Below are 21,707 nucleotides of genomic sequence, written 5' to 3' on the forward strand. Positions count from 1 at the left end.
AAGACGTCCTGTAATACCCTGTAAATAGCGCTGTAGAGATGTGAGAGGCCTCAAAACGTCACAGTACACTGATGTGGTAGCCAATACGGTTCAACTGACTATCAGGCGCTGCTGGAGCAGCATAATCTGTACAGACGAATGAGCACTGTGTGAAGAAAAGTCACAATTGGAAGGTATTAAACAACAAATAAACATCATAAAAAATAACTCAATAGCATTGAACGAATAACAACAACAAAAATTGAGATCATATATTTATAAAAATAAAAACAGAGCTTATTACATTAAGCACATAGTTAGTCATTAATAAATTATCAGAAAAATATAAAAGTAGTTATGAACTATAAATCATATTTCCATCATGACTATATAACTAGTCCTATTTACAATCAATAGGGTTAATCACCTAAAATTTATAAGGTGATCCAGGGATTTGCCGGAAAAGGAAGAAGACAATGAAGAAAATTAGTGTGGTGGTAGCTGATAAATATCCACTGATGTTAAAGGGAATAGTAACATTCTTATCAAAGTATCCATCTATTTATGAAGTATCATCTACCTTCACTGATGCTCTGAGTGCAGCTGAGTATTGTTCACAATATCAGCCAGATGTATTGATTCTTGGTGAGTTCTCTGACGGTCTGGGGGGCATTGAACTTATACGCTGGATACACTCTATGAGAATAAAATCAAAATTAATATCATATATGGAAAAAAAACCATATATAGATGCAAACAAATTCATTGATGCCGGTGCTATGGGGGTTGTCTGGAAGACCAGTCCTCCTGAAAATTTAAACCACGCGATTGAAAATATTTATAATAATACTCATTATTTCGATGATGGTTTGCTTCAGACATCGCCCGTCACAAGAAAACCCGTCCCTTGTAATTTTCTGACTATGCGTGAAAGACAAATTCTGCAACTTATTGCAGATGGGCAAACAAATAAACATATCGCAAAAATTTTGGACGTCAGTAATAAAACTGTTGAAACACACCGCTTAAATCTGATGAAAAAAATGGATGTTCATAGTGGAATTGAACTTCTAAAAGTAGGTCTGAGAATGGGTGTATGTACCATATAGTGTATAAGGGAAAGGTATAGCGCCTGGTAGTTAGTATAAATTTCGCTCGTTTCGGGTGTTTTTAGCTCTATAGGAGTAAGAGCCTGTCCAGGAAAGCGTTGTCAGAATACTGTCACTGTAGTGGTCATATGATTGTGACCACTATTCTACGGCAAGAGCAATAACCGCACTCTGATTCTTCACATGTCAGCCCGCCGTTGGAAAAAGAGAGAGCCGACACAATAGTCGTCGCCCACTACATAACCTCTGTTTTACTGCCAGACCTTGTCTTTAGTCGCTTAACCATTTACGGGACCCCATTTTGTTTCCAGACGTCTGAAGAGCTCTTCATGGCGCTTTTCGTCCTGCTATTCCCTGCTGACTGGTGATGCAGCCCCTGACGTTTTCGTCTGAGATACTCCAGCCAACGTTTATCACTTCACTGTCTTTCCTGTCTGAATAACCTGATATCAACGAAAATCGGCAATGCATACAAAAATGGGTATTTGTCTGATAACTCAACTGAAAGGTGGATGACAGCTTTTAAGAATGAAATCTCTCTAAGCCAGTTGAATTTACTGTAAAGTATCATTTGTTAGTACAAGATACTTAATTACAACTTAAATATCATTAGGAATGTTTTTATAGTACACACGTAACATCTTGTTTATATTAGAATAATATTTTATCATGAAATGATTCCTAAGGTATTTTGATAGCGAGATCATTTGTTTAAAATCTAACTCATGAAATAACTCAACGGCATTTTGCTTTTCTGGAAATAACCCATAGTTATCACCATTCATAAGAGTTATGACCTTTTATGTAAAATTGAAATCATCCTCACAGTGCTGTGATGCCATCTCGACCTATCATAAGAGTGGCATGTCTGCGTATATACTATGATTTTTTTCTTTTAAAATAATATGTTAGATGATTTTTTGCACTTAATAGCAGAAAACCATAGGTTTCCCAACACCAGGATATTATTTTGAAGCAGTCATCTTTAAATATTTATCAGTAAGCCAACCTGATGTGTTCAGTAGAATCAGGCGATAATATAATGTTTTATTTTGTGTCTAAATATTAATAGCTGGGCTCAATAAGAGTCTGTCTGGAGAAATAACATAATGAATGCGATTGAACTTTCTGAACAATCACAAGCAATCCATGATTTGAATCTGACTTACCTTTTATTGGCACAACGATTAATTTTGGAGGATAAAATATCTGCCGGCTTCAGACTGGGACTAAATGAAGCGACAATGGAATCTCTGGTGGGATTATCTCTTCCTCAGTTGATTAAATTATCGTCTACCGGACAATTAATTTGTCGTTTACGTATAGACAGTGAAATGATACTTAATTGTTTAACCAGAGATTCAAGGATTGATGCTCTGCAACGTATTCACACTGGAATTATTCTTTCCACAGAATTACTGGATTCATTGTCCGAACAGAAAAACATTGCCATCTGAGGGTACGATTATGAGTGATAAAAGCATTATTAATGAAGTTAAGGATGCTCAAATTGCAATGGAACTGATTAATCTTGGCGCAAGAATGCAGGTTCTTGAAAGTGAAACGAATCTGAGTCGTCGGTGGTTATTAAGACTTTATAAAGAAATTAAAGGGTGTTCGCCTGCAAAAGGTATGCTGCCATTTTCTGCTGACTGGTATATGTCATGGGAACAGAACATTCATTCTTCGATTTTCTATAACATCTATCGCTTTTTGCAAAAGAAAAACTTTGGCCGTCCAGTCGAAGTCATGCTTAAAGCTTACCGACTGTATCTGGACCAGATTCAGAAGGAATCCGGTGAGAAGTCTATCCTGAGCTTAACCAGAGCCTGGACGCTGTTACGCTTCATTGACTGCGGAATGGTAGAATTGACGCGTTGTTGCGGTTGCGGTGGCAGTTTTGTCACAACACCAGGATACAGTTTGCACACCTTTACCTGTAGCCTGTGTTTTCCACCTTCTCGCGCAAGCAAAAAAATGAAAGAACAATCAATTGAACATGTAAGCCATGAGATTTAATGAAAACTAATACGCATATCTTCCTGCCATCTGTGGATTTCAAATGCACAGAATGGCAGGGATGGGGGCGATTATAAAGACGTGGAGTGACAGAGGTTTTCTGGCTGCTATCTTCACCAGACTCATACAGAAATCCGGTAACTATTTCCAACGTGATGATGAGAATGATCGCCGTCTTCTCCATAAAGTGATGGCATATTTCCAGTCTGAACTATTAATTTTCGCAGAGTGGTTACTCTTTCCATATGGATTTCGAGTAATTGATTACTCCTTTGATTCAAATCACTTGCACGACGTAGCACCAAAGTAATCCCTTCCCAACGAGTGGCAAGTCTGGCATTATTTTTATAAGGAATATAAAGCTGTGCATTTTTTTCTGCATGCTTACGTTCTTCATCATAAAAATTAATTGCAGCCAACAAACGACTTTTATTATCAGAGATAACCTGAAGCGAGACTGGATTTATTCTCGCGCGGCTGAGCTGGGAAACTTCTTCCAGCAAGGTACCTTCCAGTTCATCAAGAAGTGTTTGCAATTTAATAAGATTTTTTTCTAACTGATCTTTCACTTTGTTACTCCTGGTTTATGAAAATCGAATAATCTCATCAACCAACCGGGCGGCGATATGATCACTGTCCAGGGTTAATTCACCGGCGGCTATTTGCGCAGAGATTTTGGCGAGGCGGGCGTGGTCTACATCGTTGGAATCATCTGAGGTAAATCTGTCAGACAGATGACTTAATTCAACATGCACACTGGCATCTTGATCGTCGGATCGCAGTGATCCACCCTGCGGTTGAGGCTGACGTGAATCCGTTGATTGTCGGATGTCAGCTCCCTGTACAGGAGAGGTCTGGCAAATACGCTCGATACTCATAGTTATCCTGATTCGAAATAATAATGAATGGGTACTATGTATATCGGCGTACAGGGAAATAACTGAAGTCAGTCGTTCTGGCTGATAAATGCCTTACCGTTACCTACGGCTGTCGCCAGCAGGGTTTGCCCGGAGTGCATTTGTACGCGAAATGACTCTCTGAGGGTTGCATTGTCTAATGCTTTTCCGGTGGTATGAATCTCATAATCATCGCCTTTGGTCATCACATCAACTTTTTCACCTGTGTGGATCACCCATTGCTGGCGTAGTTCGCTGAAAGTCAGAGGATGATTTGGTTGTATCCATCGGGTTGGCGTTGCACCAATAATCTTCTGTGGGTCGAGGATGAGATCGGCTGGAAGATGGTCAATATTCCCTCGTTGTGACTGGATATCATTCTGACTTACCGTTTGCCCAGGTGTAAGTTCATGTGCTGCCAGCCAGTATGTCGCCGTGGCACTTACAGAAACCTGGATGAATTTCTGATGTGTTCCGCAAGAGGCAATAATGCTGTGATTGCCGCTTAGTTTTTTTGTATGGCCAGGTAAACGTAATGCCGGGTTTCCACAAAGTGTTGCCAGTTGAGTGGTAGGGGTCAGGATCGTAACCTGTAATTGTGGCATTCCCTGACTATAAGGGGCCAGCAGCAATGCGATACGCGACGACAGCGACTGACCGGTTGACTGTGAGGCATGAGCCAGGATTGTCAGATTAAGATAAACGATCAGGAAAAGTAATAAAACGAGGGGTAAACGTTTAAATAACATTTGTTATCGACCTTTCGTCAGAAAAGCTTTCGACTTAAGACATGCACAATAATATATCCTGAGAAGCAATTTTTTTACTCGCTAATGTGATGCCGTAAAAGCGTTTGTTTGCAGGATAGACATTTCAAAATATATCAAAGTGTTTTTTGTATGCCATTTTGGGGAACAATCTGGTTAATTGACGTCATTGCTGTCGCATATTTGCGTTATGGTTTTTTCGACCTCTCACCATAAAATGCACCGCAATATTGTTAATAAACAAGAAAGGTTTTATCTCATGCTGGATAAACTCGACAGTGAATTCCGGTTTCAGCAGCATGCGTTGAGTCTGCTGACACAACGCCAGGGCATCCTTGCTTCTAATATCGCGAATGCTGATACACCAGGATATCTCGCACGGGATATCGATTTTTCGCAACAGTTAAAGGAAGCCGTTAACCGCAGTCAGGCGACTGACAATAATATGAGTCTGACGGTCACCTCTGAAAGACATATTGCTGACAGTACGCATTTAATGACTGATCCACGACCTCTTTATCGTATACCCGATCAACCCAGCGCTGATGGTAATACCGTAGATATGGATCGCGAGCGTGTTAATTTTGCAGATAACTCAGTGAAATATCAGTCCAGTTTAACGTTTCTGACATCACAGATTAAAAACATGATGACGGTTGTTAGTCAGGGATAAATAAAATTATGTCACTTCTAAGTATTTTTGATATTTCCGGTTCAGCGATGGCCGCCCAGTCTCAGCGTCTGAACGTCAGCGCCAGTAATATGGCTAATGCCGACAGTATCGCCGGGCCGGACGGTAAACCATATAAAGCCAAACAGGTCATTTTTAGCGTTGATCATGCTGCGGATCAGGAGATCGGCGGAGTGAAAGTCAGTGATGTGGTGGAAAGCGATGCGCCGGATCGTCTGGTCTATGACCCTGACAACCCTCAGTCAGATAACAAAGGCTATCTCCATATGCCGAATGTCGATGTGGTGGGCGAAATGGTTAATACCATCTCAGCTTCCCGCAGTTATCAGGCCAATGTCGACGTAATGAATACCGCGAAAACCATGATGCTCAAAACACTGACTTTGGGTCAGTAAGGAAATAGTAATGTCGGTTTTACCCGTCATGACACAACGCAGTTCTGCCGCAGTTAATAAAGCCAGTCAAGCAGCAACCAGTAATAGCGCGGCCTCCGCCACCAATGGCAGCAGCGCCGAAGATATTATGAATAACTTTATGCAGTTGCTGGTTGCGCAAATGCAGAATCAGGACCCCACCAATCCGATGGATAACAACCAGCTTACGACTCAGCTGGCGCAGTTTAATACGGCGGCGGGTGTGCAGCAGTTGAACGGCACAGTGAATAGCGTCGGGATGCTGGTCACCAGTATGCAGCAGATGAATGCTGCCGAATGGGTAGGGCGCCAGGTATTGGTAGAAGGTGATACCACTGTTTCTACCGCACAGGGTGGCAATAATCAGTTTGCGCTCTCTGTCAATCAGGATGCGAGCGACGTCACTGTCACGCTGACTGATGATGCAGGAAATGCTTACACCGGAAAATTGAAAGATGTTAAAGCCGGCGTGCATGAATATACCCTGGACGATCTCAGTGATTTCGAGCCTTCCGATCCACGCACAGTAAGCGATACGAATTTTACCGTTTCGTATTCCGCTACCAACCCGGACGGCAGCACTCCTGACATCGTGTCGCTGAAAAAATCAAAAGTAGACAGTGTTTCTTTCACCCAGACAGGGGCTGTTCTGCAGTTAGGTAATGATGAGACGGCCACGCTGGCCAATGTCTATCTCATTGAATAATCAATTTCATTATGTTGTTTTTCGGGAAATAAAATGAGTTTTTCACAAGGTCTTAGCGGGTTAAACGCCGCATCACAGGCGCTGGACGTCGTCGGCAACAATATTGCCAACTCGCAAACTGTCGGGTTTAAGTCCGGCTCTATTTCATTTGCCGACGTGTTTGCAGGTTCGCAAATCGGTATGGGCGTTCAGGTCGCTGGCGTTGATCAGAATTTCAGCGATGGTGTTCTTGGCGCTGGCGCCAGCCCGCTGGATATGGGTATTCAGGGCAATGGCTTCTTCCGTATGGAAACCGAAGCGGGGAAAATATTCTATAGCCGTAACGGTCAGTTTAAGACCGATGCCAATGGCTATATCGTGAACAGTCAGGGGATGCGCCTGAGCGGTTATATGGCCATTGGTACACCGCCAACTGTCCAGGCTGGTTCACCGGTCGGGCCTTTGCAGATCCCAACGGGCGCGATGCCGGCAAAAGCCTCTAATGCAGGTAGCCTGAGCGGTAACCTGGATTCCGGAAATACAAAAATTGATACAGTAACGCATCCGTTTAAAACGACTGATGGCGATTCCTATAACTATTCTACCCAAGTGAATGCGTATGACAGCCAGGGTAATGAGCATGCCATTAATGTTTATTTTGTCAAAACGGCAGATAACACATGGTCCGTCTACTCTAATGACTCTACCGCTCCGGGCGCTACACCGCAAAAACTTGACATAACATTTGATTCCAGCGGAAAGCTCGTTACGACCCCCGCAAATCTGAAAGTCGATGGCGCTTCGTACAACGGTGCCGCAGCACTTAACTTCGATCTCGATTTATCCAAACTGTCGCAGCAGGCTTCCGATAACTCGATGGATAGCCCGGAAACTACGGGTTATGCGCCGGGTACGATGACGGGTTATGTCGTTGGCGATAACGGCCAGATTGTTGCTTCTTACAGCAACGGGCAGCAGCAGTTACTGGGCCAGGTTGTTCTGGCTAACTTCAATAACCCAGGCGGGCTGCAGCCAGCAGGGAACAACTGTTGGTCTGCGAGCCCGGAATCCGGCCAGCCGGTCGTTGGGATTTCTGATACCGGGAACCTCGGTACGCTGCGCGGTAACGCACTGGAAGCCTCAAACGTGGATCTGAGTAAAGAGATGGTCAACATGATCGTCTACCAACGCAACTATCAGTCCAACTCTCAGACCATCAAAACACAGTCTGAAGTCCTGCAAACGCTGGTTAACCTGGGTTAATAGCAAAACATGGATCACGCGATATATACCGCTATGGGGGCCGCAACGGCGGCCCTCGATCGCCAGGCCGTGGTGTCTGATAACCTGGCTAATGCCTCGACGCCGGGGTTTCGCGCACAGATTGCCGCTTATCGTGCCGTTCCGGTAGACGGCCCGTCAATGGCGACCCGCACGCTGGTGACCGAATCGACTCCTGGTAGTGACTACTCCTCGGGAACAGTCGAAAAAACCGACCGCACGCTGGATGTCGCGCTGCCAAAAGAAGGGTGGCTGGCAGTACAACTGCCGGATGGTACCGAAGGTTACACCAAAAACGGCAATATCCAGATGACGGCGGACGGGCAACTGCAAGTCCGTGGTCTGCCACTGATAGGCGATGGTGGTCCGCTGACCGTACCTACTCAGGCAAAGTTAACTATCGCGCCAGACGGCACCATTTCTGCGTTGGGTGCCGGTGAAGAACCGTCAGCCGTAGCGCAAACCGGGCGCATCAAGATTGTCAATGCGCTACCAGGCGAACTACAGCACGGCGATGACGGTGTATTCCATACCCGTGATGCCAGTTCGCTGGCGGCGGATACGAGTCTGCAGCTTATGCCGGGGATGCTGGAAGGCAGCAATGTCAGCCCCGTCAATTCAATGGTGAACATGATCACCACCGCGCGCAGCTTTGAAATGAATATGAAGGTCATCACAACCGTTGATGACAATGAACGTAACGCTAATCAGTTATTGAGCGCCAGCTAATCACTGGTAAGGAGTAATAACGCATGATCCGTTCCCTGTGGATTGCAAAAACGGGCCTGGAAGCACAACAGACCAATATGGATGTTATATCCAACAACCTGGCTAACGTAAGTACCAATGGTTTTAAACGTCAGCGAGCTGTATTTGAAGATCTGTTGTACCAGACGCTACGCCAGCCGGGCGCTCAGTCATCTGAACAAACCACTATTCCTTCCGGTTTACAGTTAGGAACAGGGGTAAGACCGGTGGCCACTGAGCGAATTCATAGCCAGGGCAGCCTGGCCCAGACCAACAACTCGAAAGATGTGGCTATTGAAGGGGATGGATTCCTGCAAGTTATGATGCCGGATGGCACCACAGCGTATACCCGTGATGGTTCGTTCCAGCTTGATCAGAACGGTCAACTGGTGACTTCCAGCGGTTATCCGGTTCAGCCGGCGATAAACGTACCGCAGGATGCAAAATCTATCACCATCGGCAACGACGGTATTGTCAGCGTCACCATTGCCGGGCAGGCGCAGCCACAACAGGTTGGGCAGCTTACCCTGAGTACTTTTATCAATGATACCGGTCTGGAAAGCATTGGTGAAAACCTGTACCGGGAGACGCAATCTTCCGGTGCACCGAATGAAACAACACCTGGTCAGAATGGCGCAGGTACGCTGCGACAGGGCTACGTGGAAACGTCGAACGTCAACGTGGCCGAGGAACTGGTCAACATGATTCAGACTCAGCGTGCCTATGAGATTAACAGCAAAGCTGTCTCTACTTCGGACCAGATGCTGCAGCGTTTAACGCAGCTTTGATTTGTGCCTTTGAGCCGCAGGTGGTTTCGCGGCTTTTTTTTATTATGTGATCGTTATGACCTATCCGATAGATTCTGGCCGCTTACTGCGGCGTCTGTTAACGCATGTTGCCCTGGTCGCGCTTCTTTCAGGATGCGCGTATATCCCTCATAAACCGTTGGTCGAAGGTGCAACATCTGTGACGCCGCAGATCCCGTATCAGCCTGCTAATAATGGCGCGATTTTTCAGCCTGGCGGCACGATGAACTATGGCTTTCAGCCGATGTTTGAAGATCGTCGCCCAAGAAATGTGGGTGATACATTGACCATCGTGTTGCAGGAAAATGTCAGCGCCAGCAAAAGTTCGTCTGCCAATGCTTCTCATGGCGGTTCGACAGGGCTTTCATTCAAGACAATCCCGCACTTTATCGAAGGATTGTTTGGTGGCGATCGGGCTAATACGGAGATCAGCGGTAAAAATGAATTCTCGGGTAAAGGCGGTGCGGCTGCTCGAAATACTTTCAGCGGTACGCTCACCGTCACGGTCAGCGATGTCCTCGCTAACGGCAACCTGCGCGTGGTCGGGGAAAAGCAAATAGCGATAAACCAGGGGACTGAGTTTATCCGTTTCACCGGTGTGGTTAACCCACGGACAATCAGTGGTAGCAATACAGTGGTTTCCACGCAGGTTGCCGATGCGCGTATCGAATATGTTGGTAACGGTTATATCAACGAAGCCGAACAAATGGGCTGGTTACAGCGTCTGTTCCTGAATCTTTCTCCGTTCTAAAGGTGTCGGTGATGAATCGTTATTTTTGGCATAAATTTACCCGTCTGACCGGCCTGTTATTGTTAATTATGCTCTCCCTGTCGGTCAGGGCAGAGCGTATCCGCGATTTGGCTTCGTTGTCAGGTGTGCGTGGTAACTCTCTGATGGGGTACGGTCTGGTCGTTGGTCTGGATGGTACAGGCGACCAGACCATGCAAACACCGTTTACGACGCAGACGCTAAACAACATGCTTTCGCAGCTGGGGATCACCGTCCCGCCTGGGTCGAGTATGCAGTTGAAAAACGTTGCTGCAGTAATGGTAACGGCAGAACTGCCGCCTTTTGCCCGTGCGGGTGAAAAATTCGATGTGGTCGTCTCGTCTATGGGTAACGCCAAAAGTTTGCGTGGCGGCACATTGCTGATGACGCCGCTGAAAGGCGCGGATAATCAGATCTATGCGCTGGCGCAGGGCAATTTGCTGGTTTCCGGCGCCGGAGCTCAGAGCCGCGGAAGCAGCGTACAGGTGAATCAGCTCAACGGCGCACGTATTACCGACGGCGCAACCGTTGAACGTGAAGTACCGATGGATTACGCCAACCAGCGCCCGTTAAAACTGTTGCTTAACGCGAGTGATTTCTCTGTTGCCCAGAAGATTAGCGACACCATTAATCGCCGTTTCTATTCCGCAGCTGTGGCTGAAGATGCGCGGACAGTAAAACTGTATGCGCCAAATGGCGAGGCTGCCAGAGTCCGTTTTCTGGCTGCGGTGATGGATTTGTCACTGAATGTTGGTTCCGGAGATGCTCGCGTCATTATTAACTCGCGTACCGGGTCGGTGGTCATAAACCGCCATGTCACGCTTGATACCTGTGCTGTTGCCCAGGGAGATCTGAGCGTGGATATCGCCCATTCCAGTCAGGTGAGTCAACCGGACACGCCATTGGCTGGCGGACAGACGGTAGTTGTGCCGCAAACTCAAGTCTCTGTTCGTGAGCAGGGCGGTTCTTTGCAACGCGTCAGCACCAGTGCCGATTTAAGCCATGTAGTACGGGCGCTGAACAGTCTCGGTGCGACGCCGAATGATTTGATGGCGATCCTGCAAGCGATGAATGACGCCGGTTGCCTGCACGCACGCCTGGAGATCAATTAATGAACAGCCTGTCAATGATATCTAATGGTGCCGCATTTGATGAACATAGCCTTGACGGGCTTAAGCGGGACGTAAAAAGTAATTCGGCAAACGGTCTGAGAGCCGCGGCACAACAACTCGAAGGGTTGTTTGTACAGATGATGCTGAAGAGTATGCGCGATGCCTCGTTGGGAAGCGGGGCGATGGATTCACAACAGTCCTCGATGTTTACTTCGATGTTCGATCAGCAAATTTCGCAGAACATCGCGCAAACGGGGAAACTTGGCTTTGCGGATCAGATGGTCGCCCAGATGGGCGGTGGTGTTCATCCGCATACCGCCACTTCTCAGCCGTATGTCCCGTCCACGTCGCATTTTAATGCGGCGCTGCCTCATTTACCGGCGCATTCTTTCTCGCTATCGCAATTAGTGCCTCGTTCTGTTCGGGAGCTACCCGAAACGGCACTACGGGAAGGGGGCGGTTTTATTTCACGCCTGCTGCAACCTGCTCTGGCCGTTGCCCGCAAAAGTGGGATCCCGCATCAGCTTATTATTGCGCAGGCCGCGCTTGAATCAGGCTGGGGAAATCGTGAAATCCCAACACAAAGCGGCAAACCCAGCCATAACCTGTTTGGCATAAAAGCCGCATCTGACTGGCACGGTGAAACGACGGAAATAACCACCACCGAATATAAACATGGGGTGGCGAATAAGACCAAAGCGCGATTTAAGGTTTATCCGTCTTATACAGCGGCGCTGGAGGATTACGCGTCATTACTGGTTAATAACCCGCGTTACCGACATGTCTGCAATGCCGTAAAACCAGAGGCGGCGGCAAAAGCGCTTCAGTCAGCCGGTTATGCTACCGATCCTGCATACGCACATAAATTAATTAACATTATTCAACAAGTTAAAGGTCGGGCTGAGCATGCTGTGAATGCCTATAACACGGACCTTTCATCAATATTTTAAATACAGTCTTTAGGGAATTTCACTCAGGCCGATTTATTAGTAAAGCAGCGTTTTTATAACCTAAAGATTTCAATCAGCGTCGACATGGCGGGTACTTTATGAATTTATTATATCTGGCTCAGAATGGATTAAGCGCGGCGCAGTGTGCCCTTAACGTCGTCGGAAACAACCTGACGAATGCCGTAACGGCAGGGTATAGCCGTCAAAACATTATGCTTGGAGAAGCGGGCGGCCAGTCTACTAATTATGGTTTTTTTGGTTATGGTGTCGCCGTGGATGACGTTCAGCGCATGTATGACGGATTCCTGAATAATCAGGTACGTGGTGCAACAACAGAATTTACCACCATGCAGGGCCGTTACCAGCAGGTCAGCCAGATTGATGACATGTTAGGGGATGATACCAATAACATCTCCACGACGCTTGGCAATATGTTTACGGCAATGGAAGCGGTCAGTGATAACCCGCTCGATCCTGCTGCGCGTCAGGGTGTATTGTCGCAATTTGAAGCGCTGGCGAATCAGTATCGTTCTAACAGCAAGACTCTGAATGGCCTTGATAAAAATACCAACACGCAAATCAGTCAAAGCGTTGAAGATATCAACTCCTGTACCACTCAGTTAGCAAATCTGAATGCGGAGATCGACAAGATTCATGGCCAGACGGGCGGAATGCCTTCCGATTTACTCGATAAACGCGATCAACTGTTAAATAAACTGAGTACGCAGATCGGCATTAATGTCACGGAAAATAAAGACACGGGCAGTGTGAATGTCTCAATGCAAAACGGCATGTCACTGGTCAATGGCAGTAAGTCTTACAATTTAAAAGCGACTCCGTCAGATAAAAATCCGTCTCAGATGCAGGTTGCTTACATCGATGCCACCGGTAATCCCCAGTTGCTGGATGAAAATGCCACGACAGGTAATCTCGGCGGTTTGTTTAAATTCCGTAATACCGATCTGGTCGATGCCCGTAATCAGCTTAATCAGTTAGCGCTGAAAATGGCGTCGAGATTTAATGAGGTCAATAAAGGTGGCTATGATCATAACGGTAATCACGGTGGCGATATTTTCAGTCTCGATGCTCCGCAGGCAACAGGCTATAACTCTAATAGCGGCAGTGCTTCCCTGGGAGTGACCATAGATAACGCCTCAGCGGTTAATGCCGAAGATTATACTATCACCTGGAATGGCACATCTAATGCCTGGGAAGTGAAAAACAGCGAGGGTAAAGCCGTTACGCCAACCGTTAATCCTGGTGGTTCACTCTCATTTGACGGCATCACCGTGACACCGACAGGTACACCCAATGATGGTGACAGCTTTACGCTGAATCCTGCTTCCGGCGCGGCAGATAGCATTAAAGTGGCGATTACCGATGGTGATGGAATTGCTGCCTCCGACTCGCAAGATGTGACAGACCAAAGCAACAACAAAAATATTGCGATACTGCTCGGTCTTAAGGATGAAAAGATTGTCGGAGATATGACCCTGACCGGTGCTTATGCCAACCTGGTAAGTTCTGTGGGATCGACGGTCAGCACCCTTCAGGCAGAACAGGATACCGCCGGAAAAGCCTGCGACCAGTGGGCAATGCAACAGCAGGCGGTTTCAGGGGTAGATATGAATGAGGAATACGTCAACTTACAGATGTTTTCTCAATATTATCAGGCCAATGCCGAAGTGCTTAAAACAGCTAACAGTCTTTTTGACACACTGTTAAGCCTTAAATAATACGTCACTGACATATTCTATTTTGAGATAATCGCTATGCGCCTTAGCACCAGTTTTATGTATCAGCGTCAGTTAGACAGTATGTCTAAAGCCATGACCAATTATAACGATCTCTCCGTGCGCCTTTCTGCCGGTCAGACTCTGTTGAAACCGTCTGACGATCCAGGTCAGGCATCACAGGCGGTGATGTATCAAAATGCGCTTTCACGTCTGGGCGAGTTTGATACTGCAAGAAAATATGCTCAGGATGCCCTCGGGCAGGAAGATAACACGCTGACGTCTATATCCGGCTTACTGACCGAAGACCTTGCTGGCAAAATTGTTCAGGCGGGATCTGAAACGTACAGCAAAGCGGACCGCGAAGCGCTGGCGACAGAATTATCCGGGATCCGCAGCCGTTTGCTCGACCTGGCGAACAGCAAAAACAGCGATGGACAGTACATTTTTGCGGGCTATAAAACAGGTGCTGCACCGTTTCAGGCCGATGGCACCTACGTTGGCGGTACGACGCCAATGACACAGAATGTGTCAGACAGTACGGAAATGCAGACCGGTACGACAGGTGATGCGCTTTTCCCGACTGATGCGGTAACGGGCGATAATATCCTGCAATCCTTACAGAAGACCATTGACGCGTTAAATAATCTGCCGGAAAACCCGAACGACGCTGAACGTAAAACGTTTGAAGAAACCATTGGGCAAACCAATACTGATGTACATAAAGCCATTGATAACCTGGGAAAAATCCAGGCGCGTGTAGGCTCAAGTCTGCAACAGCTGGAAACGCTGGGAAGCAGTGCTGATACTCAGGCGATTACCGTACAGAGTCGACTGCAGGAATCAACCGGTTCTGACTGGGACACCATGATCAGCGTATTATCTGAATCGAAAATGTCTGAATTTGCTTTAAATTCATCCATGAGCGTTTTTCAGGCAATGCAGCAGCTTTCTATATTCAAAACGCTTGGGTAAATATTGAACCCTGACCTGATTCAGGGAAGGGGAAATATATCTATTATTAGGGTAATCACTTACCAGTAGGGTATTTTTTACTTTGGTTAAGAAATCATGTTAAAACACTTTAATATTTCGACCTGGATGAATATCCTGCTGGGTATGTTCATCTTATTTCTCGTGTTGGTATCCGGTTTGAGTTATGTGAACTCAAATAACGCATCAAGGAATTTTGACAGAGCCATCTTATCTCTGGATAAGAATGAATCTCTGATGATGGCGGCTATCTATACGCTTGACAGTTTCAGCGGAATTAATTCGCTGATGATGCACAATATTACCAAACAAGAAATTACTCAGGATGAAATAGATACTTATCGTGATGTGTTAAATAAATCACGTAAGCTAATCAGCCAGTTTATGGATAAGCCGTTCACCACCCAGGAAGAACATAACCGGGCGCTGGTTGTCAAAAAAAGCTTTGAGGATGCTCTGGACAGAGAAACCAATAAAATGGGATTCATCACGCATCCGGAAGATTATCCAGGCAATATCGTTGCTGACGATATGGACGTGCAACATGCATTACGCACTAGTATTGACGCTTATCTGGACGAAGCCGCTCGTGTTACCAACAAATTTAATGTCGAGTCAGACATAGAAACGCAAAGAATAACCACCATCTCGGTGATTACGCTATTGCTGGGCTTTGTAATATTTTTAGTTTCGCGGATCTGGTTGAAACGCAATCTTTTTCAACGACTTGAGATGGCAAAAGAGGCGTTCAGGGCAATAGCCAGCGGCGACCTGAGCCATCAGACAAAAATTGGTAATCTGAATGAAATCGGCTTAATGCTGGCTGAAGTTGAAAAAATGCGTTTGTCGCTGACGGAAACGGTTAATGGCATCCGTGGCGGCGTGAAGCAGATTTACCATAATGTTCATGAAATTGCTAGTAGCAACAATGACTTGTCATCACGCACGGAAGAACAGGCTTCTGCACTGCAGCAAACTGCTGCCAGTATGGAAGAGCTAAAAATCACCGTTCGTCAGAACGCCGATAACGCCCACAGCGCCAGACAACTTGCAGAAAGCGCCAGCATTAGCGCACGCAACGGCGGTGATGTGATGAGTAATCTTGACGGAATTATGCGTGAAATATCAGACAGTTCCCGCCAGATTGCAGATATCAACGGCGTTATCGACAGCATTGCTAATCAGACCAATATTCTGGCGTTGAACGCGGCAGTAGAAGCGGCGCGTGCAGGTGAACAGGGGCGCGGGTTTGCCGTTGTTGCCGGTGAAGTTCGCAACCTGGCTAAACGTAGCGCAGATGCAGCAAAAGAGATTCGTTTGCTGATTAATACTTGTGTCGCCAACATGAATACCGGTTCTCAGGAGATGGTTGTCGCCGGGGAATCGATGAAGGAGATCGTCAAATCTGTCATTCAGGTTACTGATATCATGGCAGAAATTACCTCAGCTTCTGATGAGCAAAGTATCGGCATAAGCCAGATTGCGCAGGCAATCAATGAAATGGATCTGGTTACGCAACAAAATGCTGCGATGGTAGAGCAGGCCGCTAAAACCACCAGTGATGTCGAAACGAATGCCGGGGAATTGGATAATATGGTTTCTTCTTTTGTTGTCGAAGAAGAAAAAGATAAACGTTCCTGGAATGTTAAAAAACAAACCAGAAAACATGTATTACCTGATGTATCGAAAAAAACACCAATTCAGTCAGATGATGAGTGGGAATCATTCTAAATTAAAATAATAGTAAGATACATATCAGGATAATTATTAGGTATATAAAAGATGAATTTACCTTTGATTATTGAAGTCCTGATATGTTTCACTTTAATCGCTTTTATCAGGCTATGTGATTACCCGGGAATGCCGAATAATAAGCCTTCATTGTAATAATACGGAATATGGTAAAGTGAAGGGGTTATATAATCTGGCTGTAACATATAATAAGAGTGATTTATGGGCGCAATTTGGCGGATTGGTCCGCCACGAAGCCCTTAAATTGCAAGCTCGACTCCCTGCCGGGGTTGAACTGGATGACCTGATGCAGGCTGGTGCAATAGCAGTGATGAACGCAGTCGATCAGTTTGATCCCAGTATGGGGGTGAAACTGAAAGTTTTTCTGGCGCAGCGTGTTCGCTGGGCATTCATTGATGAACTGCGTGAAAATGACTGGGCGCCGCGCCGCATAAGGCGAAAATCGCGTGAAGTTAGCGCAGCGATAGCTCGCGTGGAACAGCGAACCGGCAATGCAGCGACAGAACAAGAAGTCGCAGCGGAACTGGAAATGTCGCTGCAGGATTACCAGACTGTTTTACAGGAAACAAACTCAAGCCTGATATGTTCGCTTGATGAGCTGATGGAAGATGGGGTTGAAGGGTTCGAACTTTCTGAATTTCAAACTGATGAGGAAAATCCTTTAAACGATATTCTGCGTAAAGATCTTATGCAGAAAATTAGTGAAGAAATTCAGCAGTTACCCGAGCGAGAGCAGTTTCTATTAAATCTGTATTATCAGCAGGATCTTAATATGAAAGAGATTGGCCTCTTGTTATCTGTGACAGAAACACGCATCAGCCAATTACACAGTCAGACAATCAAAAGATTAAGAGCAAGGCTTGAAATGCATGCAGATATTAATCTGCAATAACTTGATGTCCTGAGGTTGGTCATTCAGTTACAGATATTATTATCTAATATGTGATTGTCGTACCTCCTGTACAGATATGCAACCATGAGCATTCGCCTTCGTGATTTTATTATCACGATAGAGATTTCTCTTTGTCGTTGTTTACGCTGCCGTCGGGATGTTCGGTAGTTTTTCATCGTAGTGAACATCTCTGTCAGCCTTTTTTATACCAGGCATGACCGATGGTAAGGAGCGAACATGCTTGTTTTATTAGGATATTTTGTAGTTTTTGTGACTGTGTTTGGTGGTTATGTCCTCGCCGGAGGATATCTGATGTCATTATATCAGCCAACCGAATTTTTGATTATCGCTGGCGCAGGTCTGGGTGCATTTATCGTTGGTAATAATGGCAAGGCTATTCGTTCAACTATAAAAACATTTCCTGTCTTATTCCGGGCTAAGGCACTTTACTCAAAAGAAATGTACATGGATTTACTGGCCATGATGTTTTTACTGCTAAGTAAAGGACGTCAAAAAGGGCTAATGTCACTGGAAAATGATATTGAAGATCCTGAAAGCAGTGATATTTTTTCTTCTTATCCCCGCTTATTGAAAGATAAAAGCGTGATGAATTTTATGGTTGATTACCTGCGACTGATGATCAGTGGCAGTATGAACGCCTTTGAAATGGAATCTTTAATGGATGAGGAAATTGAAACCTGCGAAATGGAATATGAAACAACGGTTCACAGTTTGCAGACTGCAGGTGATGCTTTACCGGCATTCGGTATTGTGGCGGCCGTTATGGGGGTCGTAAACGCCCTTAGCGCAGTAGATAAACCCGCCGCTGAACTTGGTGCTTTGATAGCCCATGCGATGGTGGGAACCTTTTTAGGGATCCTACTGGCCTATGGTTTGGTGCTTCCGCTGGCGTCTCTGTTACGGCAGAAAAGTGCCGAGCAAATAAAAATGCTTCAGTGTATTAAAACTACGTTGCTGTCATGTATTCATGGTTCTGCGCCGCAAATTGCGGTTGAGTTCGGTCGAAAAACCCTCTTTACCAGCGAACGTCCGGGCTTTGCCGAGCTTGAGGAACATGTTCGCCAGGCGAAATATTCGGCCAATAATTCTTCCACAGGTGAGGCCCCATGAAGAACAACGGGACCGGCAACATTGTTGTTGTAAGACGCTCAGGTAATAAAAAAGAAGGTTTACATGGTGGTTCGTGGAAAATTGCTTATGCCGATTTTATGACTGCCATGATGTCCTTTTTTTTGGTTATGTGGCTGGTTTCTTCCTCCACGCCAGAGCAGCGTCATCAGCTTGCAGAGTATTTCAAAATCCCCATCGGCGTACCTATGGCCGAACATGGCGACAAAGATACTCAGAGCCAAAGTATTATTCCCGGCGGTGGCGAGGATGTTGTTCATCAGAATGGGGAAGTTCAGAAAACTGTTTTGCAAAAGCAGGAAGATCATTTCTATTCGGGAAATAAAACGCTGAAGCATGCAGAGTCAAAGCTGCACGACATCATGAAGACGGATGCCCGTCTGAACAAATTCCGTTCAAATTTACGTTTATCGTTGACCCCGAATGGACTGTTGATACAGATAACGGACAGCCAGGAACGCCCGATGTTTAAAGTTGGTAGCTGGACACCGGAAACCTATATGGTCGGAATTCTGGAGGCATTAGTGCCTGTTTTGAACCAATTACCGAATCACATAATGGTAACCGGACATACTGATTCGTTGCCTTATGCCGGCGGCGACGCAGGCTATAGCAACTGGGAACTTTCCGTTGATCGTGCTAACGCGGCGAGAAGAATACTTATTAATCATGGTCTGGAAGTTGGCAAATTCTTACAGGTTATCGGTGATGCTGACAGTATGAATCAGACCGGTACAGCGAAAGACGATCCCGTCAACCGTCGTATCAGTATCCTCGTGCTGAGTGAAGAGAAAGAACAAGAAATTATGAACGAGGATAAGTTGCTTAACAGTGATGTGACAGAACAAAAACTCTCTGCGCCATCCAGCACACTTGGCACCGCTAACCCGCCGTTACACCCCGCGTCCGAAATTCCTGTTCAGGAGAAGACGAAATAAGATGGATATCAGCGATTTTTATCAGACTTTCTTTGATGAAGCCGATGAGCTATTGGCAGATATGGAAGGGCATTTGCTTGAGCTTAATCCGCGAACGCCTGATAAGGAAAGCCTGAACGCTATCTTCCGAGCCGCTCATTCGATTAAAGGCGGCGCGGGGACATTTGGTTTTACCATATTGCAGGAAACAACGCATATTCTGGAAAATATTCTGGATGATGCCCGCAGCGGAAAACTCCAGCTCAATGAAGGCATCATTAATCTTTTTTTAGAAAGTAAGGATATTATGCAGGATCAACTTGATGCATATAAATCTTCCCGCTCGCCGGATGAGGACAGCTACCGGTATATTTGCGAGGCACTGAGACAGATGGCCCTGGAATCCAGGGAGGGCACTGTTAATAACAACACTCAGTCCGAGCCGATAAAAGAAAGTAAAAAAGATACAGGAACGGGAGAAGATATTTTAAAGATTACCCTCAGGGATCTGGGAGAAAAGGATTTCGAACCTCTTGTTGAGGAACTTAAAAATCTTGGCGAGTTGCAGGATCTTAAAATTGAGAAAAGCAGCCTGCAGGCTCGTATGTTTACCACTACCGCTGCGGATGATATTCTGGCGGTATTATGTTTTATTCTGGAACCAGAACAAATCACAATTGATGTTTGTGATGACGATTTTGTAGAAAATACCTGTCCGGATACAGGCGGTGTTGCGGGAGAAACAAACGATAGTGGATTTTCTGCAACAGCCAGTTCCCCGACTGGCGCTGCGCCAGCAAGAAAACTGCGTGGTGCCAGCGAATCCCGTAAACAAGGTACTGAATCCGGTAGTATTCGTGTCGCCGTAGAAAAAGTAGATCAGATAATTAACCAGGTCGGTGAACTTATTATCACCCAGACCATGCTTACACAGTTATCTGCGGGGCTGGATCCTGCTCAGTACGATTCGCTGATTAACAGTATTGCGCAACTCGAACGTAATGCACGGGATTTGCAGGCATCGGTGATGTCGATCCGTATGATGCCGATGGAATATGTCTTCAGCCGTTTTCCGCGTTTAGTTCATGATCTTGCTAATAAATTAAATAAACAGGTAGAACTGACGCTGTGGGGCGGTTCTGCTGAACTGGATAAAAGTTTAATCGAACGCATTATCGACCCTCTTACACATCTGGTACGTAATAGTCTGGATCACGGTATTGAGCCGATTGATGTCAGGCTCGCTAATGGTAAACCTGCTACCGGTAGCCTGACGCTATCGGCAGAGCACCACGGCGGTAATATTGTTATCGAAGTCGTGGATGATGGCGCCGGCCTCAACAGAGAAAAAATCCTTAATCGCGCTCATGCGCAGGGCGTCGCTATTAGTGATAACCCCAGCGATGAAGAAGTCTGGATGCTCATTTTTGCAGCGGGTTTCTCCACCGCAGAGAAAGTTACCGATGTCTCCGGTCGTGGTGTTGGTATGGATGTCGTGAAACGAAACATTCAGGATATGGGCGGCCATGTGACAATCCATTCAGAGCAGGGGCGTGGAACCACTATCCGGATAATATTACCTCTGACGCTGGCAATTCTGGACGGTATGTCTGTACGCGTTGGGTCAGAAATTTATGTTCTTCCGCTTGGCGCAGTGATGGAATCGCTGATGTTACTGGAAATGCCGTTAAACAGAATGTCCGGCGGTGAGCTGGTATTGAAAGTCAGAGAGGAATATCTGGCCCTCATAGAGCTGAATAATCTTTTCGGTATCCAGAGTGATTTACAGAGTGTAAATGAAGGTATTGCGGTCGTCGTGCAAAGTGCTGGCGTTCGTTATGCGCTACTGGTTGATCAACTGATTGGTCAGCATCAGGTTGTCGTCAAAAATCTCGAACAAAACTATCGTAAGGTGCCGGGAATTGCTGCTGCCACTATTCTGGGGGACGGCAGCGTAGCTATGATCCTGGATGTTGCTGCGCTTTATTCCAGAACAGCAATGACGCCTGCAATAGTGGATTCCGGCAAGGTTCTCAATTAAGGAATA

Annotated in this window: 22 protein-coding genes; 19 read left to right on the forward strand and 3 right to left on the reverse strand. The window is 46.0% G+C overall.

The window, feature by feature from the left end; translation table 11 throughout:
• The first annotated feature begins 455 nt into the window (after positions 1-455).
• From D9736_RS19205 to flhC, 3 genes are all read left to right on the forward strand, one after another.
• Entirely contained in the window at positions 456-1,088 is a 633-nt protein-coding gene (locus D9736_RS19205; RefSeq protein WP_130209557.1) for a response regulator transcription factor, read from the forward strand.
• A gap of 1,109 nt (positions 1,089-2,197) precedes the next feature.
• Entirely contained in the window at positions 2,198-2,545 is a 348-nt protein-coding gene (gene flhD / locus D9736_RS19210; protein WP_130209555.1) for a flagellar transcriptional regulator FlhD, read from the forward strand.
• A 10-nt stretch (positions 2,546-2,555) separates the two neighbouring features.
• Entirely contained in the window at positions 2,556-3,107 is a 552-nt protein-coding gene (gene flhC, locus D9736_RS19215) for a flagellar transcriptional regulator FlhC (protein WP_130209553.1), read from the forward strand.
• Between the two features lie 122 nt (positions 3,108-3,229).
• Here the strand turns inward: flhC and flgN are convergent, their stop codons facing one another.
• The 3 genes from flgN to flgA form a co-directional block, all read right to left on the reverse strand.
• The gene (gene flgN / locus D9736_RS19220) at positions 3,230-3,676 is read right to left on the reverse strand and encodes a flagellar export chaperone FlgN (protein WP_130236383.1); all 447 of its coding nucleotides are present in this window, start codon (positions 3,674-3,676) and stop codon (positions 3,230-3,232) included.
• A gap of 15 nt (positions 3,677-3,691) precedes the next feature.
• Positions 3,692-3,985 carry a flagellar biosynthesis anti-sigma factor FlgM gene (flgM, locus tag D9736_RS19225; protein ID WP_130209549.1) on the reverse strand — a complete coding sequence of 98 codons (294 nt, stop codon included), beginning with the start codon at positions 3,983-3,985 and terminating at the stop codon, positions 3,692-3,694.
• Between the two features lie 68 nt (positions 3,986-4,053).
• Complete coding sequence (gene flgA / locus D9736_RS19230; RefSeq protein ID WP_130209547.1) at positions 4,054-4,752, reverse strand: flagellar basal body P-ring formation chaperone FlgA; 699 nt, start codon at positions 4,750-4,752, stop codon at positions 4,054-4,056.
• Positions 4,753-5,029: 277 nt separating this feature from the next.
• On the opposite strand from flgA, the gene flgB reads away from it, so the two are divergent.
• From flgB to cheA, 16 genes are all read left to right on the forward strand, one after another.
• Positions 5,030-5,443, forward strand: a complete 414-nt coding sequence (gene flgB / locus D9736_RS19235) for a flagellar basal body rod protein FlgB (RefSeq protein WP_130209651.1) — start codon at positions 5,030-5,032, stop codon at positions 5,441-5,443.
• An 8-nt stretch (positions 5,444-5,451) separates the two neighbouring features.
• Positions 5,452-5,856 (forward strand): flagellar basal body rod protein FlgC, encoded by a 405-nt coding sequence (flgC, locus tag D9736_RS19240; protein ID WP_130209545.1) that lies wholly within the window; start codon positions 5,452-5,454, stop codon positions 5,854-5,856.
• A gap of 10 nt (positions 5,857-5,866) precedes the next feature.
• Positions 5,867-6,580, forward strand: a complete 714-nt coding sequence (locus D9736_RS19245) for a flagellar hook capping FlgD N-terminal domain-containing protein (RefSeq protein WP_130209543.1) — start codon at positions 5,867-5,869, stop codon at positions 6,578-6,580.
• A 33-nt stretch (positions 6,581-6,613) separates the two neighbouring features.
• The gene (flgE, locus tag D9736_RS19250; RefSeq protein WP_130209541.1) at positions 6,614-7,822 is read left to right on the forward strand and encodes a flagellar hook protein FlgE; all 1,209 of its coding nucleotides are present in this window, start codon (positions 6,614-6,616) and stop codon (positions 7,820-7,822) included.
• 9 nt (positions 7,823-7,831) lie between these two features.
• A complete protein-coding gene (locus D9736_RS19255) occupies positions 7,832-8,569 on the forward strand; it encodes a flagellar basal body rod protein FlgF (protein ID WP_130236382.1) in 738 nt (245 codons plus the stop codon).
• Between the two features lie 23 nt (positions 8,570-8,592).
• Positions 8,593-9,375, forward strand: a complete 783-nt coding sequence (gene flgG / locus D9736_RS19260) for a flagellar basal-body rod protein FlgG (RefSeq protein WP_130209537.1) — start codon at positions 8,593-8,595, stop codon at positions 9,373-9,375.
• 55 nt (positions 9,376-9,430) lie between these two features.
• A complete protein-coding gene (locus tag D9736_RS19265; protein WP_130209535.1) occupies positions 9,431-10,144 on the forward strand; it encodes a flagellar basal body L-ring protein FlgH in 714 nt (237 codons plus the stop codon).
• A gap of 68 nt (positions 10,145-10,212) precedes the next feature.
• Entirely contained in the window at positions 10,213-11,274 is a 1,062-nt protein-coding gene (locus tag D9736_RS19270) for a flagellar basal body P-ring protein FlgI (RefSeq protein WP_276319617.1), read from the forward strand.
• Positions 11,274-12,224 carry a flagellar assembly peptidoglycan hydrolase FlgJ gene (gene flgJ, locus D9736_RS19275; RefSeq protein ID WP_165382767.1) on the forward strand — a complete coding sequence of 317 codons (951 nt, stop codon included), beginning with the start codon at positions 11,274-11,276 and terminating at the stop codon, positions 12,222-12,224. Before D9736_RS19270 ends, flgJ begins: the two co-directional genes overlap by 1 nt.
• A 98-nt stretch (positions 12,225-12,322) precedes the next feature.
• Positions 12,323-13,960 (forward strand): flagellar hook-associated protein FlgK, encoded by a 1,638-nt coding sequence (gene flgK / locus D9736_RS19280; RefSeq protein WP_130209531.1) that lies wholly within the window; start codon positions 12,323-12,325, stop codon positions 13,958-13,960.
• Between the two features lie 36 nt (positions 13,961-13,996).
• On the forward strand, positions 13,997-14,932 hold the full coding sequence (flgL, locus tag D9736_RS19285) for a flagellar hook-associated protein FlgL (RefSeq protein WP_130236381.1): 936 nt from the start codon (positions 13,997-13,999) through the stop codon (positions 14,930-14,932).
• Positions 14,933-15,028: 96 nt separating this feature from the next.
• Positions 15,029-16,681, forward strand: coding sequence for a methyl-accepting chemotaxis protein (locus D9736_RS19290; protein WP_130209527.1), 1,653 nt, complete (start codon positions 15,029-15,031; stop codon positions 16,679-16,681).
• Between the two features lie 175 nt (positions 16,682-16,856).
• The gene (locus D9736_RS19295) at positions 16,857-17,594 is read left to right on the forward strand and encodes an RNA polymerase sigma factor FliA (protein WP_130209525.1); all 738 of its coding nucleotides are present in this window, start codon (positions 16,857-16,859) and stop codon (positions 17,592-17,594) included.
• A 237-nt stretch (positions 17,595-17,831) separates the two neighbouring features.
• Positions 17,832-18,725 (forward strand): flagellar motor stator protein MotA, encoded by an 894-nt coding sequence (gene motA, locus D9736_RS19300; RefSeq protein WP_130209523.1) that lies wholly within the window; start codon positions 17,832-17,834, stop codon positions 18,723-18,725.
• A complete protein-coding gene (motB, locus tag D9736_RS19305; protein ID WP_130236380.1) occupies positions 18,722-19,681 on the forward strand; it encodes a flagellar motor protein MotB in 960 nt (319 codons plus the stop codon). Before motA ends, motB begins: the two co-directional genes overlap by 4 nt.
• A gap of 1 nt (position 19,682) precedes the next feature.
• Positions 19,683-21,701, forward strand: a complete 2,019-nt coding sequence (cheA, locus tag D9736_RS19310) for a chemotaxis protein CheA (protein ID WP_130209519.1) — start codon at positions 19,683-19,685, stop codon at positions 21,699-21,701.
• Positions 21,702-21,707 lie beyond the last annotated feature (6 nt).

It is taken from the genome of Escherichia sp. E10V10 (genome assembly GCF_004211985.1).
Classification (GTDB): Bacteria; Pseudomonadota; Gammaproteobacteria; order Enterobacterales; family Enterobacteriaceae; genus Escherichia.

What these genes read in the sequence shown, in the direction of transcription:
- D9736_RS19205 (WP_130209557.1), top strand. Translation starts at nt 456, where the DNA reads ATGAAGAAAATTAGTGTGGTGGTAGCTGATAAATATCCACTGATGTTA.
- flhD (WP_130209555.1), top strand. Translation starts at nt 2,198, where the DNA reads ATGAATGCGATTGAACTTTCTGAACAATCACAAGCAATCCATGATTTG.
- flhC (WP_130209553.1), top strand. Translation starts at nt 2,556, where the DNA reads ATGAGTGATAAAAGCATTATTAATGAAGTTAAGGATGCTCAAATTGCA.
- flgM (WP_130209549.1), bottom strand. Translation starts at nt 3,985, where the DNA reads ATGAGTATCGAGCGTATTTGCCAGACCTCTCCTGTACAGGGAGCTGAC.
- flgA (WP_130209547.1), bottom strand. Translation starts at nt 4,752, where the DNA reads ATGTTATTTAAACGTTTACCCCTCGTTTTATTACTTTTCCTGATCGTT.
- flgB (WP_130209651.1), top strand. Translation starts at nt 5,030, where the DNA reads ATGCTGGATAAACTCGACAGTGAATTCCGGTTTCAGCAGCATGCGTTG.
- flgC (WP_130209545.1), top strand. Translation starts at nt 5,452, where the DNA reads ATGTCACTTCTAAGTATTTTTGATATTTCCGGTTCAGCGATGGCCGCC.
- D9736_RS19245 (WP_130209543.1), top strand. Translation starts at nt 5,867, where the DNA reads ATGTCGGTTTTACCCGTCATGACACAACGCAGTTCTGCCGCAGTTAAT.
- flgE (WP_130209541.1), top strand. Translation starts at nt 6,614, where the DNA reads ATGAGTTTTTCACAAGGTCTTAGCGGGTTAAACGCCGCATCACAGGCG.
- D9736_RS19255 (WP_130236382.1), top strand. Translation starts at nt 7,832, where the DNA reads ATGGATCACGCGATATATACCGCTATGGGGGCCGCAACGGCGGCCCTC.
- flgG (WP_130209537.1), top strand. Translation starts at nt 8,593, where the DNA reads ATGATCCGTTCCCTGTGGATTGCAAAAACGGGCCTGGAAGCACAACAG.
- D9736_RS19265 (WP_130209535.1), top strand. Translation starts at nt 9,431, where the DNA reads ATGACCTATCCGATAGATTCTGGCCGCTTACTGCGGCGTCTGTTAACG.
- D9736_RS19270 (WP_276319617.1), top strand. Translation starts at nt 10,213, where the DNA reads ATGCTCTCCCTGTCGGTCAGGGCAGAGCGTATCCGCGATTTGGCTTCG.
- flgJ (WP_165382767.1), top strand. Translation starts at nt 11,274, where the DNA reads ATGAACAGCCTGTCAATGATATCTAATGGTGCCGCATTTGATGAACAT.
- flgK (WP_130209531.1), top strand. Translation starts at nt 12,323, where the DNA reads ATGAATTTATTATATCTGGCTCAGAATGGATTAAGCGCGGCGCAGTGT.
- flgL (WP_130236381.1), top strand. Translation starts at nt 13,997, where the DNA reads ATGCGCCTTAGCACCAGTTTTATGTATCAGCGTCAGTTAGACAGTATG.
- D9736_RS19290 (WP_130209527.1), top strand. Translation starts at nt 15,029, where the DNA reads ATGTTAAAACACTTTAATATTTCGACCTGGATGAATATCCTGCTGGGT.
- motA (WP_130209523.1), top strand. Translation starts at nt 17,832, where the DNA reads ATGCTTGTTTTATTAGGATATTTTGTAGTTTTTGTGACTGTGTTTGGT.
- motB (WP_130236380.1), top strand. Translation starts at nt 18,722, where the DNA reads ATGAAGAACAACGGGACCGGCAACATTGTTGTTGTAAGACGCTCAGGT.
- cheA (WP_130209519.1), top strand. Translation starts at nt 19,683, where the DNA reads ATGGATATCAGCGATTTTTATCAGACTTTCTTTGATGAAGCCGATGAG.